Source organism: Myroides indicus, from assembly GCF_004364575.1.
Lineage (GTDB): Bacteria > Bacteroidota > Bacteroidia > Flavobacteriales > Flavobacteriaceae > Flavobacterium > Flavobacterium indicum_A.
The window spans coordinates 40,879-57,051 of the sequence record NZ_SOAG01000003.1; the positions used below are offsets into that span (position 1 = coordinate 40,879).

Annotated in this window: 14 protein-coding genes; all 14 read right to left on the reverse strand. The window is 32.2% G+C overall.

The window, feature by feature from the left end; translation table 11 throughout:
• Position 1 precedes the first annotated feature (1 nt).
• The 14 genes from C8P70_RS01715 to C8P70_RS01780 all read right to left on the reverse strand — a co-directional run bounded on the left by C8P70_RS01715 (position 2) and on the right by C8P70_RS01780 (position 16,092).
• Positions 2-1,141, reverse strand: coding sequence for a polysaccharide pyruvyl transferase family protein (locus C8P70_RS01715; RefSeq protein WP_133711631.1), 1,140 nt, complete (start codon positions 1,139-1,141; stop codon positions 2-4).
• On the reverse strand, positions 1,142-2,200 hold the full coding sequence (locus C8P70_RS01720; RefSeq protein WP_133711632.1) for an N-acetylneuraminate synthase family protein: 1,059 nt from the start codon (positions 2,198-2,200) through the stop codon (positions 1,142-1,144).
• 3 nt (positions 2,201-2,203) lie between these two features.
• Complete coding sequence (locus tag C8P70_RS01725) at positions 2,204-3,832, reverse strand: cytidylyltransferase domain-containing protein (RefSeq protein WP_133711633.1); 1,629 nt, start codon at positions 3,830-3,832, stop codon at positions 2,204-2,206.
• 63 nt (positions 3,833-3,895) lie between these two features.
• The gene (locus C8P70_RS01730; RefSeq protein ID WP_133711634.1) at positions 3,896-4,909 is read right to left on the reverse strand and encodes an NAD-dependent epimerase; all 1,014 of its coding nucleotides are present in this window, start codon (positions 4,907-4,909) and stop codon (positions 3,896-3,898) included.
• A gap of 15 nt (positions 4,910-4,924) precedes the next feature.
• Positions 4,925-5,950, reverse strand: coding sequence for a UDP-glucose 4-epimerase GalE (gene galE, locus C8P70_RS01735; RefSeq protein ID WP_133711635.1), 1,026 nt, complete (start codon positions 5,948-5,950; stop codon positions 4,925-4,927).
• 51 nt (positions 5,951-6,001) lie between these two features.
• A complete protein-coding gene (locus C8P70_RS01740; protein WP_133711636.1) occupies positions 6,002-7,336 on the reverse strand; it encodes a nucleotide sugar dehydrogenase in 1,335 nt (444 codons plus the stop codon).
• Between the two features lie 112 nt (positions 7,337-7,448).
• On the reverse strand, positions 7,449-8,060 hold the full coding sequence (locus C8P70_RS01745) for an outer membrane beta-barrel protein (protein ID WP_133711637.1): 612 nt from the start codon (positions 8,058-8,060) through the stop codon (positions 7,449-7,451).
• Between the two features lie 93 nt (positions 8,061-8,153).
• A complete protein-coding gene (locus tag C8P70_RS01750; RefSeq protein WP_133711638.1) occupies positions 8,154-8,516 on the reverse strand; it encodes a four helix bundle protein in 363 nt (120 codons plus the stop codon).
• 67 nt (positions 8,517-8,583) lie between these two features.
• Positions 8,584-9,984: a UDP-glucose 6-dehydrogenase gene (locus C8P70_RS01755; protein WP_133711639.1), complete on the reverse strand. Its 1,401-nt coding sequence runs from the start codon at positions 9,982-9,984 to the stop codon at positions 8,584-8,586.
• 144 nt (positions 9,985-10,128) lie between these two features.
• Positions 10,129-10,563, reverse strand: coding sequence for an adenylyltransferase/cytidyltransferase family protein (locus C8P70_RS01760; RefSeq protein WP_133711640.1), 435 nt, complete (start codon positions 10,561-10,563; stop codon positions 10,129-10,131).
• Positions 10,564-11,464: 901 nt separating this feature from the next.
• Positions 11,465-12,757, reverse strand: coding sequence for a glycosyltransferase family 4 protein (locus C8P70_RS01765; protein ID WP_133711641.1), 1,293 nt, complete (start codon positions 12,755-12,757; stop codon positions 11,465-11,467).
• 10 nt (positions 12,758-12,767) lie between these two features.
• On the reverse strand, positions 12,768-15,215 hold the full coding sequence (locus tag C8P70_RS01770; RefSeq protein ID WP_133711642.1) for a YfhO family protein: 2,448 nt from the start codon (positions 15,213-15,215) through the stop codon (positions 12,768-12,770).
• A gap of 118 nt (positions 15,216-15,333) precedes the next feature.
• Entirely contained in the window at positions 15,334-15,621 is a 288-nt protein-coding gene (locus C8P70_RS01775) for a DUF4834 family protein (protein ID WP_133711643.1), read from the reverse strand.
• A gap of 93 nt (positions 15,622-15,714) precedes the next feature.
• Positions 15,715-16,092: a rhodanese-like domain-containing protein gene (locus C8P70_RS01780; RefSeq protein WP_133711644.1), complete on the reverse strand. Its 378-nt coding sequence runs from the start codon at positions 16,090-16,092 to the stop codon at positions 15,715-15,717.
• Positions 16,093-16,173: the final 81 nt, after the last annotated feature.

The window sequence follows — 16,173 nt, forward strand, 5'->3', positions numbered from 1 at the left end:
CTTATGGTAATTGCAATAAAAATTGTTTTATTATTTTAAAATTATTATCTATTTGATTTCTTGAATTTTTTATTCTCACAAAATCAATTTTAGCTTCGTACTCAATATTAGATATAATCTCTTTTGTCAGGTTTTTATTAGCCTGATACATATCATAAACACTTAACTTATTAAGAAGTTTAGATAAATTATTATTCTTATAATCAGTAAAACCATCTAAAACAATACCGCCTATTACTTCTTTTGCTCCTTTAGCCCTTCCGTCTTCACTAATTAATATTGAAAACTTGGATATACTATTCATAAAAATATGTGCGTGTACCCTATAACCTATATGTAAATCTACTTTTGAATAATAATTCATTAGATTTTCTGCACTACCTGATATATCAGTATATTTAATTTTTTGCAGCTCTAACCATTTTGCAAATTCTTGATGAGCAAGATTGTGTTTTTGTGTAGCTCCATGTGTAGATAAAAACTTATCTTTATTTAAAGAATGATGAAAAACTACTTCAAAATCTTTATCTTTAAACTGTGCTTTACATTTAAGAATGTTATCTTTCATTAATTTATCCATAGAAGGACTATGTATAAACGAAACCCCTAAAGAAAATGCAATTTTTTTAATTTTAGGGTTGATAAATTCTTTATTGATATAATCTAAATCGTAATATGCCGGACAGCCAGTCATTAGGAAATTATCAAATCCCTTAAATCTTATTGCATTGAGTGTATGATAATCTCTAACACTAGAAAGATAGCCGCTATTATTTATTCTGTTTAAAAGTTCAATACTTTCGCTGCTTAAAGGATAATCATAAGTATTTTCCCAATTGCCTGCAATAGATTTCCATCCAATTCCCATAGTAATTATAGGAACTTTGATATCATCTATATTTTTAGTCAATTTATAGATGCCCGGTCTCATGTTTTTTTGCAAAGAAGGACCTCCCATAAGTATGAGGGCTTTTGCTTTATTAACTACATCTAGTTGTTCTTTGTCAAATTCTTCCCACGCATTAAAATCAATTATTTCTCTATCTGGACGCAAAGATTTAAAAAGCTGTTTTGCGCGATATTTAATTAAAAAATCGCCTGCATTGTTTTTACTACCGGTTAATATTACATAATAATCCATTTATTCAACTACTTTCCATTGGATGATATCATCCTCGTTAATATCAAAAGCTGCTACTTTGCCAATTATATCATCTATGTATTTTGGCGAAACTCCATGGGCAGGACGTTTAAAGGTTAAATCCTCTTTTTCAATTATTTTGCCTTTTGGTATGTTTCTACTTGCAACCAAACTACGTCTGGCTTCTCTTCTTGAAATAGCCTCATCTTCCAAAGCAATTAATTTAAAACCTCCCAAAACGTCAAAAGTACGTTCTAAATTATTTCTAAACACCTTTAAATCTTCTTTATCCATAGCGTGATAATGATCGTTTCCTTGTAAGGTTTTATCGTGTGTGAAATGCTTTTCTATAATTACACTTCCTAATAAGGTAGCTATTTCACAAACTTTCATATCATTTGGCAAGGTATGGTCGCTATAACCTATCAACTTATCCGGAAATTTTGCTTTTAAGTCCATTATCATTCCCAAATTGGCATTTTTATCCGGAGTAGGATAATTCAATACACAATGCAACAAAGCTAATGGATTTCCAAATTTTTCTATCCAACTCACCGCTTCTTGCACTTCACTTAAACTGCTTGCTCCGGTAGATAAAATTATTGGCTTCCCGAAACTACACATATATTCTATAAAAGGTTTATTGGTTAAATCGCTTGAAGATATTTTATAAACATCCATCATATCGTTTAAAAACGTAGCTGACTCCATATCAAAAGGAGTACTCATAAATTCAATATCTAGCTTATCACAATAGTTTTTCAACTCCTGCATTTCTTCGAACCAAAATCCTTGATGTTTTGTAAAAAGCTCGTGCTGGCTTAAAGTTGGTTCTTTTGTAGTATCCCAATATGCTGGAGAATTTTTTGAGGCTATTGTATCTGCTTTATACGTTTGAAACTTTACGGCATCTGCCCCGCCTTCTTTAGCTTCATCTACTAATCTTTTAGCCAACTCCATACTACCTTCATAGTTAACTCCAATTTCTGCTATCACATAAGGTTTATATAACTTATTATCGTAAGGATTAATCGCATCAAAAAGTTCTTTAATTTTCATATATTATTCGTTTATTAGGTCTTGTATTAATTTTATAACTGCTTTTCTACTTTCTTTTAAATTTCTTCTCTTCATTAATTCTCCCATATATAATCTATTGTCATAAGATTCTATCAAATCTACAAAGTTATTATATAAATCATTGTTATCTACATTATAACCCAACCCTAAATTTAAAAAACCATATTCACTACTTGCAAAAAAGTGAGTAAGTTCTCTTTCATTTTGTGCCAATACAATTGCCGGGGTTCCAATACTGGCAATTTCGAATACTGTTCTTCCTGCCGAAGTAAATATCAAATCTGCATTCAACATATAGGATGATATATTACTAACATTTTTCAGTATTTCAATATTCTGATACTTCTTTAATGTCTCAAATTTATCATAACCAAAACCTGTTATAATGGTTATTGAAATGTTTTTATCTTGGCAATAATCATAAATAGTTTTTAGAACTTTTTCAGTATAATTATTTGGATCTACTCCGCCAAAAGTTATTAAAATATTTCGTACTTCTTTATTAATTATTTTTTGATTAGAGTAAATAAACTCATCTCGAAGTATAAAATATTTATGTCCAAAGTGATGATTTTTTAAAACATTTTTTTCCGGATAGATTGCATTGATAACTAAATCTGCTTTTTTTGCTCCTTCACCTAAATCTTCAAAATTTATTACTTTAAAATCCAATGACTTAAGATTATTCATATATTCTGAAGTTGTATCAAGCCTATCATTAATAACTATATCTGGTGATAGATTTTTTATGTCTTCAATTATATTATCTTCTTTCTGAATGTAAACGGGATAATTTTTTGATGCTATTTTATCAAAAGCTAATTGGCTGTCTTTATCTACTAAAAAAGATATCTTATGATTTAATATATCATTTGCAATTAACAACGTATTATAAACATGTCCTAAACCAACCACATTATTTCCTGTTACAACAAAAACTATATGTTTTTTTCTGATGTGATATTCACAAATATTCCAATCATCATAAGTATCAATATCTATCTCTTCTCCATTACCTAAAACAAATAGTTCAACATTTTTACCTATCCTGTTATTAGGCTTAATAATGTCTTGTCTTGTAATAAAAAATCCTCCTGTTTCTACAAATGTCGGCGTTAAATATTGCCTATTGACTCTTTCTTTATAATTTGGAATAAAAACATTATTTTCCAATCTCCAAGATAAATGCGTATTATCTTTAGCGGAAATAATTGTTTCAATATTTTTATTTTCTATTGCCTTTTTTATTGCAGCATCGAGAGAAGTCTTAGTCAAAAGAGGTGAAGTAGGCTGCATTGTAATAATGTAGTCATATTCTTTTTTCTCTATTGTTCTTGCATATTCAAAACAAGCATAAATTACTGGATCTAAAGTACTTTTATCATCTGCTATGGCTTGATCTCTTCTATGTGTTTTTGCTCCAAATAAAAGTGCTGAGTTTAATATTTCATCATCTTCGCTAGATACATATACGTCAGGACAATATTTTGAATTTAATGCCGTATTTATTGCATAGTAAATTAGCGGTTTATCATTCAACAGTCGTAGGTTTTTTCTCGGAATACCTTTTGATCCTCCTCTGGCAGGTATTACTACAAGTATGTTCCCCATATTATTTTAATATTTGATGATCTTTCTTCCTATTTCAGTTTTAAATAAAAATATTTTATTTTTTTATTGTTTTGCAAACCATTCCACAAATTTTTTAACCCCTTCTTGAACTGAAGTGGTGCTTTTATATCCTAAAAGATTTAACCGCTGTGTATCAGCCCACGTCCTCGGCACATCACCTGATTGCATTGGCATCATATTTTTCTCAGCTACTTTCCCTAATTCATTTTCTAGTGTTTCAATGAATTCCATTAAAGAAACCGGCGAACCATTACCTATATTAAATAATTGATAATATGGCTGTTTAGAATCTTCTTTTGGTGGATTATTTGACGTAACTAATATTCCGTTTACAATATCGTCAATATAAGTAAAATCACGGCTCATATCTCCATGATTAAAAACCTTAATCGGTTTGTTAGATGTAATTGCAGAAGCAAACAAAATTGGCGCCATATCTGGTCGTCCATAAGGTCCGTAAACCGTAAAAAAACGTAAACCAGAAGTAGGTAACTGATATAAATGGCTATAAGTGTGTGCCATTAATTCATTTGCTTTTTTGGTAGCAGCATATAAACTTACCGGGTAATCTACCCTGTCATCCTCCGAAAAAGGAACTTTTGGATTCTCTCCATAGACTGAAGAGCTGGATGCATATATTAAATGCTTAATTTTATGATGACGACAACATTCTAATATATTTATAAAGCCAACTAAATTGCTGTCTACATAAGCCAGGGGATTTTCTAAACTATAACGGACACCTGCCTGAGCTGCTAAATTAATTACAATATCAAACTCATGTTTTTTAAATAGCTTAGGAAGATTTTCTCTGTCCTCTAAATTTAAACGAATAAAAATTGCATTCTCGGTCTTATTCGAGTTTATTTCTTTATTCCATTGTTCAGCATCCTGTCTATAAAAACCCAACTCTTTAAGACGTGCATATTTTAAATTTACATCGTAGTAATCATTGATGTTGTCCAAGCCTACTACAGTATAATTTTCTTTTAATAAACGCTGCATGGTAAAAAAACCAATAAAACCCGCGGCTCCTGTTACTAATATTTTTTTCATTATTTAAATCAGCTTTTACTTACGCAAAATATTATTAACAGACTGTTCAAATTCCCAAGCTGTTTTCATCGATGTCTCTAAGTTAGTTACAGGTTTCCAATTTAACTCTCTTTCTGCTGATGAGTAATTTGCATATGCTTCTTGAATATCTCCTGCTCTACGATTTCTTATTTCATAAGGAATTTTTATGTTGTTAGCCTTTTCGAAAGACTGAATAATTTCAAGAACAGTAGATCCTATCCCTGATCCCAGATTAAAAAATTCCAAATTATTTTTATTTTCTTTATTCAATAAGCGGTTTAAAGCTTTTACGTGCGCATCAGCAAGATCATTAACATCAATATAGTCACGAATTGCAGTTCCATCCCGAGTGTCGTAATCATTTCCAAAAACTTTCAGCGTTTTATGGATACCAGCTGCCGTTTGAGTAATATATGGAATCAGATTGTTGGGAATACCATTAGGCATTTCCCCTATTAAAGATGACTTATGGGCTCCTACAGGATTAAAATAACGTAAAGCAATGCTTTTTTTATCTGTCGCGCTCACAAAATCAGATATTATTTCTTCACCCATAGCTTTGGTTTTTCCATACGGAGCTTCTGCACGTTTTAAAGGTGTTTGTTCATTAATAGGCATTTCGTCTGCCTGTCCATACACGGTACATGAAGAGGAAAAAATAAAATAATCAATGTTATATTTTCCCATTGCTTCTAATATATTAATTAATCCTAAAAGATTGTTACGATAATACATTAAAGGTTTTTCTACTGATTCACCTACTGCCTTATAAGCTGCAAAATGAATAATGCCATCTATTTTAGTATCTTTAAACAATTGGTCAACAACTTCCAGGTTCTTTAAATCAATAGGATAAAATTCCGGCTTTATATTTGTAATTTTTGTAATGTTATCTAATACTGAAATATGGGTATTAGACAGATCATCAACAATAACTACTTCATAGCCTGCTTGCTGTAAAGCAACCACCGTATGGGCTCCTATATAACCCAGTCCTCCTGTTACCAAAATATTTTTCATAGATAATTTTCGTGATCAGTTATTAAGAATCTAATATTTTTTGTCTTTCTATTACAATCTATCATCAGCAATTCCTTTTTTTAAAACACTTTTTGCATCAAAAACAATCCCTGGCTCATTAACCAGAGAGCGAATATCAAGGTTTTTAAATTCCTGATGAGCTGTCATTAATAATACGCCACTATATGGACTTGCTGTTAAACCGTATCGATGATCTGTTCTTAAATACCTGTGTTGTTTTAGTCTGTCTATCTCAGTGATTATCTCAATTCCATATTCTTCTTTTACCTCAACAGGATTTACCCATGGATCGTACACATCAACTTCGATTCCATAGGAGCTTAATTCTTTGTAAATCTTAGCTACCTTTGTATTACGAGTATCAGGGCAATTTTCTTTAAAAGAAAAACCTAATAATAAAACCCTGGAACGACTGACATCTATTCTTTTTTGAATCATCAGTTTAACAACTTTATTTGCAATAAACAAAGGAATTTCATCATTTACGCGTCTTCCCGATAGAATAACATCCGGATAATATCCTAATTGAATGGCTTTATGCGCTAAATAGTAAGGATCTACCGAAATACAGTGTCCTCCTACCAATCCCGGCTTGAACTTTAGAAAATTAAATTTTGTACCCGCAGCTTCTAAAACTTCGTGGGTATCAATACCAATTCTGTCAAAAATTAATGCCAGTTCATTTACAAAAGAAATATTAACATCACGCTGTGCATTTTCAATTACTTTTGCTGCTTCAGCCACTTTTAATGAGGGAGCTAAATGTGTGCCTGCCTTTATAATTTTCTTATATAAGTTATCTATTTTTACTGCAACTTCAGGAGTAGAACCTGAAGTTACTTTAACAATAGTTTCTAACGTATTAATTTTATCCCCGGGATTAATGCGCTCAGGAGAATATCCTGCAAAAAAATCTTCATTTAACTTCAACTGAGAATACTGTTCTATCACAGGGATACATTCTTCTTCGGTACAACCCGGATACACCGTAGATTCATAAATGACAATATCTCCTTTTTTAAGGACTGAAGCTATTAACTTTGAGGCTTGTTTTAAAGGGGTTAGATCAGGTGCATTAAATTCGTTAATCGGCGTGGGAACAGTTATAATATAAATATCAGCTTGTGTCAGACTATCTAAATCAGCACTTGGAAAATAACCTTTTACTCCTTCTGAAATTTTATATTCTGAAAGAGCTGTTTTTAACTGCTCTCCCTCTACTTCTTTTGTAGAATCTTTTCCTTGTTCTAATTCTTCTATCCGCTTTTCATTAATATCATAACCAACAACCGGAAAATGTTTAGAAAATGCTATCGCTAAAGGTAATCCTACATATCCTTGACCTATTACTGCGATTTTTTTCATAACTTATCTTGTGTTTTTATTAGTTACTGAAACAAGTTCAGAATGACAATAAACCGTTTGCTTTATTTTTTTTTGAGCAATCGATACTTTAAACTGTCTCAAATTGATTTTTTTAAAACTTGACTGCTATTCCTATATTGGCTGTAAAATAGCCACCTGTTGTTCCTTTTCCGTTTTCTTTGGCGTGAACACCTGCATAGTTGTAATTTTGCCCCAAATTGATAACATAGGAAGCATCTAACAGAACACTTACATTATCTGTGATTTTGTATTGCGGCATTACTCCCAGCTGAAAGCTTACCATTTTATCCGAACCCGAACTTACTTTGCTGTCTGCCAGTGAAAGTCCTAATCCGGCATGTGCTTCTACATCAAATGTATGGGCAAAATCTGTTCCGGATGCTTGTAAAATATTGTAAGTGGCTTCTGCCATCAGCTTATGGACATCTAAACCAAAATCTTTGTCGTTTTTGTGTTCAAATGAATTGAAAGCGTATGTTCCTCTGATTCCCCATACATCATCCAACTCATATTTTACTCCTCCGTAAAAGCTTTTTACTCCGGCAAAATCACTTGCTGTTATTCCTGAGGTCGGTGCAGTTGGCAGATTATATCCCCAGCCAGCTTCTAATCGGATCTTACTCCAGATATCACTTTGCTGTGCCTTTCCTGTTTGACAAAAAAATGTTAGTAATGTGAGGGTGGTTAAAAATTTTAATTTCATTTTTTTGTTATATGGGAACGTGTTGACTTGGGAACCTGGAAACTTGTTATATTGCTACCTTTGTTACCTTGTTCACTTGCCTTACACATTCGTTTATTGTTTATTTTTTAGTGTAGTTATTAATTTTAATAACATCCTTTTTATATGTAAGTATTCTTTACTTAAATTATCTATATCTGTTATAAATCTTAGTCGATACGCTATTTCCAATTGTGTTTCTATTTCACTCAACGAGCCTAATGCTATGTATAAAAAATGGATGTATTCTTTTATTCCTTGGCGAGCAGCACCTTCTGCAATATTTGAAGGTATTGACACTGCTGCTCTACGCAATTGAACTATCAGCCCAAATTTTTCTGACTCAGGGAACACCTCTGTTTCTTTGTAAATAGCAACTACAAAATCTAACGCCTTTTGGTATACTAATAAATCTTTATGACTTTTAATATCTCCCACTTTTTATTTTTATTGTTTGAGAACATGTTGATCTGGAAACTATTCACTCGTTACCTTGTTCCCTTAATTACTCTCCTTTTCCGATTGTATAGACTTCGAATCCTATTTTTTCCAGTTCTTTTCTGTCTAAAATATTCCGACCGTCAAATACAAACGCGGGCTTTTGCATATTGTCATAAATGCGCTGCCAATCATAAGTTTTAAATTCATCCCATTCGGTTAAAACAGCTATACCATGCGCATCTTTTAGCGTTATATAAGGATCTTGATGAACAGTTAAATGATTTTGGTTAGCCTCTGAATTCCGCGTATTTAGATAATCTAAATCGGACAGCATTTGCTGTTCGGTTACCTTAGGATCATATACATGTATATTTGCTTCTTCTTCTATCAGATCATTCGCAACATAAATAGCCGCGGACTCACGAGTATCGTTGGTGTCTTTTTTAAATGCCCAACCCAAAAATGCAATTTTTTTATCATTTACGGTATTGAATAACGTTGTGACAATTTTTTCAGCAAATCTTCTTTTTTGATGATCGTTCATGATAATTACCTGCTCCCAATAATCCGCTACAGCATCTAATCCGTAAGTCTTGGCAATATAAACCAGATTTAAAATATCTTTTTGAAAGCAAGAACCTCCAAATCCGACAGAAGCTTTGAGAAATTTACTTCCTACTCTGCTATCTGTACCAATAGCACGAGAGACTTCATTGACATCTGCACCTGAAACTTCGCACAATTCTGAAATGGCATTAATACTTGAAACTCTTTGTGCTAAAAACGCGTTTGCTGTTAGTTTTGACAATTCTGACGACCAAACGTTAGTGGTTAAAATTCGTTCACGAGGAACCCAAGCTCCATAAATATCTACAAGTTCTTGAATCGCTTTTTGCCCTTTTTCTGTTTGATCTCCTCCGATCAATACACGATCAGGATTCATCAAATCCTGAATTGCTGTTCCTTCTGCCAAAAACTCAGGGTTAGACAAAATCTCAAACTCAACTCCGTTTCCGGTCTGATCTAAAATACGTTTAATAGCTTGTGCTGTACGTACGGGCAAAGTAGATTTTTCAACCACAATTTTATTTGTTTTTGCTACTCTGGCAATTTGACGAGCACATAATTCGATATACTTTAAATCCGCTGCCATTCCCTTTCCTTTTCCATAAGTTTTGGTAGGCGTATTTACGGATATAAAAATCATATCGGCCTCATCGATGGCTTTATCTACATCGGTATCAAAAAACAGATTACGTCCTCTGGCTTCCGCCACCACAGCATCTAATCCTGGTTCGTAAATAGGGAGTTTAGTTAAGTCTTTGTCATTCCAAGCTTTAATTCGGGCTTCGTTTAAGTCAACTACAGTAATTTGAATATGGGGATTTTTTTGAGCAATCACTGACATAGTCGGTCCTCCCACATAACCGGCTCCTACACAGCATATTTTTTGTATTTTAGGCATAGTGTTTTCTGATATTTTTAACTTTTAAGTATGATTTACAAACTTAAAACTTTTTAAACTCTAAATTTCATTTTGAACATATAAAAAGTCATGTTCTGAAAATATTTTCAGAACATGACTTTTTATTATTTTGTTATCGATTTATTAACCAATGTTTTTTACTTTTGTATTCTCTTTATCTGCTACTACTTTTCGTAAAGAACTACTCGAAAATCTATGATCTCGACGATTAAAGTAAAACACGATGCCTTTTTCTTCGCAGTATTGTCTGCCTGTAAAATTTTTGTCTTTATACTCATCACCTAAAATACGAACGTCTATCTTAAAAGAGCGCAAAATGTCCTCTAAGTCTTGCTCAGTTGCATAAGGTACAATTTCATCTACAAATTTACAGCCTTTTAATTGGATATATCGCTCTACCACAGTTTGGGTAGGTTTGTTTTTTTCAGGACGATCAATCGTCGGATCAGTTTGCAAGCCTACAATTAAGTAATCACACTGTCTCTTTGCTTCTTCGAGCATTTTTATATGTCCCGCGTGCAATAAATCAAATGCACTGAATGTTATTCCTATTTTCATATATTTTATTCTTAAAAATTAGATAAGGGCAAAAAATACGCCACAAATTTATTCTATTTTATTCTTATTTACTATTTTATTAAGCTATATCACATTAATCAATTTTATTTTCCTTTCACAATTTATAGGTTGTTATGACTATATATAAAGAACTCATAGTTTTTGGAGTGTCTTTTATCTATCATGCTTTAGTTGTATTACAAACATTTAATTTTTAAATCTTCTTTATAATCTATAGATAATTAATACAAATTATATATATCTTTAATCTGTGGAATTCTTGCATAGAATGAGGAAATTAAATTTTCTTTTCTACAATATCATATACAACATTCTATTTCTTTTTGCACTACATCCTTATACGAGTTTATAGGCAGAGAATCTCGTTTTTCAACTTCTTCTATCACAATTGAATGTTCATTTAAATTGCTTCTTATGCTTTCTTGATATGAAAGAAACATTAAGATTACAACAAACAAAATCAAGGAAGTAAAAACTTTCATATTTTTATTTTTATTAAAACAATTGACCGTTATAAATATTTTTAGCAAAAAAAATAGATATAAACATTCCAATCAATACCCCAAATAGGGTATTTTTTGGAAATCTATAAAGAAAACTAATCCAAAAAATATTAAATTCTTTGTCTTAGTTTTAATTTATTATTTGTAAAAGTACTCATATAGTTTAAAAAACAAAAAAAGAGGGGGTGGACATTTGGGGGACAAAACTTAAATATTTAATTTTAAATATTATATACAAGAGTTTTTATTTAAACTCATTGCTAAGTTTGAATTTTAGCGACTAAAAACTCTACCATAACAAATAATAATTTACCTCTTCAAGCTAAATAAATAAGTACAAATAACTGATTATGTAAATATTTTTTGAATACAGACAATTATGTTTTATTAATTACTGCCGCTAATTTTTCCGTTAGTTTATAACGGCTAAAATACTGTAAGCCCATCGCATAGGCATTAAGCTGTTGTTGCTGATATTGGGTAAAATACTCTAACAAAATTTTCTTTATTTCTTCCTTTTGGTTGTATAAGGCAGTTTTTCCTGTATTGGTTTGTTTTATAATTTCAAAAAAGTCAGAATTTTCAGGACCAATTCCCAATATTGGTCGCTCTGCCGCCATATATTCAAACAATTTACCCGGAATAATAGCTTGTGTTTCTTCAGAATCTATCTCAATCAATAGTAAAACCTGAGAAGCACGCATTTGCCGCAAAGCTTCTTCATTAGAAACATATCCCAAATTTAAAACAGCGTCATCAAGTCTAAATTCTTTTAATGTTTGTTTAATTTCATCACTAATCTTGCCTGCCAACTTTAATTGAAAAGCTGTTTTAAACTCCGTGTTTTCTTTTCTTAATTCACTAATAGCTTTCCACAATACTCTTGGGTTTCTATCGGATAAAAATGATCCTATATGAGATAGGGTGAATTTTTCGTCCAAAGTAATTTTTCCTAAATTAACTACATCATAGCCATTAGTAATAACAGTTATCGGACGAATTGTTTTGATTTGAAATTCTTGTTTTGTAGATTTTGAAGTTGTAATAATATGATCTGCTGACTCAAGAATGTTCTTTTCCATTGCTAAGTGAGATTTTCTGGCACTCTCGGATAATTTTAATTGCTTGTGATAACCTATCGTGGTCCATGGATCTCTAAAATCAGCAATCCATTTTACATTATTCAATTGCTGGAGATTCTTACCTATAAGATGTAAACTATGTGGAGGACCAGTAGTGATGATAGTATCTATATCTTTATTTTTTTTCAGGTAGTCTGATAAAAATTTAACTGAAGGTTTTACCCAGCCGACACGGGCATCAGGAATAAACATATTTCCACGAATCCAAAGCAATAATTTTTCAAGTCCCGACTGTTTAGTTTTATGAGAAATCATACCCGAGCTCAAATCACTGCTTTTTTTACCGGATAATATTTTAGCCAATCGATACGGTTCGCGAATTGGAGTAGTCAAAATCGTCAAATTTTCACTTACTTCATGTTCTAAGACTGAATCCAGAAGAGGGTATGCAGCATTTTCGGGAATATATACCACCGGCTCTATATCAAAGAGCGGCAAATATTTAACAAACTTCAACCATCTTTGAACTCCCGGACCTCCCGCAGGAGGCCAGTAATAAGTAATAATTAATACTTTTTTCTTTTTCACAACGTTTTGATTATTCTTCTCTACTCTTTTTCTTTTGTTTTTTTCTGATGCTGTATGCGACCGCTGTCATAGAAATCAATAGAATAAATATTGCACTTGTCAATGCAATATGACTTCCTGTTTTAATTACCTTCGGTTCAAACGAAAATTCTATTTTGTGCTGCCCTTTTGGCAATTCTATAGCTCTTAAAACATAATCCACCGAAAAAATCGGAGTTTCAATATCGTCTATTTTAGCAATCCATCCGTGAGGATAATAAACTTCCGAAAAAACAGCTAAGCCATCGTTATTATTTTCGGATTGATACACCAGCTTGTTTGGAGAATATTCTAAAAGTTTGATACTTGCAAGAGAATCTACGGTGTAGGAGTTCTTAAGATCAATATGGTTAAATGCAACGGTATTAAAAACAGCGTCCTTCTTAGTATCTAAACTGGAAAGTGCTTTCATTTCCTCGTCCGCAGAATCAACCTTTTTAACGGATGATACAAACCAGGCATTGCCATTTGCATCCGGATTCAACATTGCCATATCTCGTCCTTGCTCGTCTTGCTGAATAATATATTTGACATTCAGCATATTAAAAACAGGCATATAATTTTTGTTGCTAATCTGATATTCCAACAGCTGGTTCATCCTTCTAGGTTTAGCAGCGTGATATCCCCCGAGGGAATTATGATAATAGGATGCTCTCGCACTGTTAAATCCCCCGTTTAATTCATATACCCTAAAATGAGAAGGATCGTTTAAAATTTCCTTATCTGCTTCAGTTATTGCAAAAGGTTCTTTCATTATTTGAGCCGATACAAAATTGGTATCATTGACATACTTTTTGTCCACACTTACCAAATCAACAATTGCCAAGCATCCTATCATTATCACTGCATAATTCATTTTTAGTTTTTTTACAGATGCCAGATATAAAACCAAAGCAGTTAAAGCAATAAAAATAAATGACCTTAAAATATCTGCGGAATACATGGCTTTTCTGTCCTCTATAAGAGCTTTTACAAATCCCGGACCTATTTCGCCATAAACACCTCTGTAATAACCATCGTTTACCCCTGAAAAAGAAAGAGTTCCTTTGATTACAAACAATAAAGCTAAAATTCCTCCGGCAATAAGTCCTGTTTTTTTAACTGCTATCAACTGTTCTTTGGATTCCAGTTTAAAAAAGCTATACAATCCTAAAACGGCTACTGCCGGAACACACATTTCCAATATGGTTTGAATAGACGATACTGCTCTAAACTTGTTGTAAAGCGGAACATAATTGATGAAAATATCGGTTAAAAGTGGGAAATTTTTTCCCCAGGACAACAAGAGAGATAATATTGCTCCGGCAATAAAAATGTATTTTAATTTTCTTTTTTCACTGAAAAAAGAAAGTACAAATAAAAAAAAGACAACTGCTCCGATATAAGCAGGAGCGGCAACCCCAGGCTGATCGCCCCAATATGTCGGAGCTTTCCTAACCATTTCAGTTGCTTCTGCCGGCGACGCACCTAAATTTATAAAAAAACTATACAAATTTGAAGACTGGTTCAATTTTTCATCATTTGCTCCTCCGGTCAGTCGGGGAACTAAAAGATTTAAACTTTCAAAAATTCCGTAGCTATATTGCGTGATATACTCATATGTCATTGCATTGGACGATTCTCTTGGGGTTCCGTCCGGATTAAAAGTCAGTTCACTATTACTTCGCGTACTAAACTGGGTATATTCTGCGGTAGCCATCAAATTAGTTGCATTGGCACCAATACTCAAAATTCCTGTTCCTATAAAAATGGCAAAAGCGACAAACAAACCTTTCCAATCTTTATTTTTGATATATAGAATTGAATAATAAATAGCAACAACAATTAACAACAACAACAAATAATAAGTCATTTGAAAGTGATTGGTACTTATTTCAAGCGAAGCAGCAAAAAGTGTGAGTAAACCTCCCTTGACGTAATGCTTCCTAAAAACGAGCAGTACACCTGCCAAAACCATCGGCATATACGCAATAGCGTGTGCTTTTGCGTTGTGTCCGACTCCCAGAATAATAATTAAATAGGTAGAAAATCCAAACATTAATGCTCCGATAAAGGAATGCAAAGGTTTTGTTCCTAACGATAGCAATAAAACATAGAATCCGATAAAATACAAAAACAAATAATCTGCAGGTCTGGGTAAAAACCGAAGTATAGAATCTACATCTTTGACATAATTAAACGGATATTTTGCTCCTAACTGATAAGTTGGCATTCCGCCGAATGAACTGTTGGTCCAATAGGGTTCTTCTCCTGTTTTGGCTCTAAAATCATTTTGTTCTTTGGCCATTCCGGTATATTGAGCAATATCAGATTGAAAAATTACCTGACCTTTCAAAACAGGTGAAAAATAAGCTAGAGCAATTACAATAAACCCTGCGATTACCAAAATATGAGGCAAAAATCTTTTAAATCTATCCATTATTACGGTAGTTTTCTTTTTTTAATGAATAGGCTAAAGTAATTAATTTTGCGCAAGCTATGAAGTGAACTTGCAAAATATTAGAAAACAAAAAAAGCCTTTTAACAAAGGCTTTAATTTATTTATCGATTTCTTCAAAGTCGATATACTCTCCCACTACTTTAGTCGAACGCGGTACTTTTTCGCTTTTATTTTGTTGTTGATTGTATTTTGAATCTGAATGTGTTTTAGTATTTTGCTGCTGGTAAAATTCCTGTTGTTGTTTTTGGAATCCTTCCCCCGCTTTCTTTGCCATTTTATATACAAAAATAGGAAATAGATAGCGCATAGCGAACTTAAAAACATAATAAAGTACCGCGATAATCAATAATGTTCTTAAAAAACCTCCAAATGATGCTGCATCCATAAATTATTCTTTTGTTTTTTCCAAAAATAAAAAGTTATATTTAATTCGGAGAATTTCGGGTCTTAAAATATTGATAAATATACAACTCATCATCTATTCGTTTTCTTTTTTCCACGCTAAATATCCGTCCTTTAATTCATATACCTGTTCAAAACCATTTTCAATCATTTTTTCCTTTGCCTTGGCACTTCGGTTACCTGATTTACAAAAAATATAAACAGGCTCTTTTTTGTTTAATTTATCTGTATTTTCTATAAAGTCATCTGAAAGGCAATCTATATTCTGAGCATATTTTATTGTTCCGTTTTTATATTCCTCCGCTGTTCTGACATCTACAAGTTGCACCTTTTTTGTTTGGGAAATAACCTTATAAAATTCTTTTTTTTCTAACAAATTAGCTTCTTCGCTTACCTGAGCTCTGCAATTAATTCCCGTTATAAGAATTAAAATAACAAGAAACAATTTTTTCATATTATCTGATTTTTGAATGATTACTATATGACAAATGTCATATCTCTCTTTAGACAAATTTAATATTTTTGTTTGAAATAA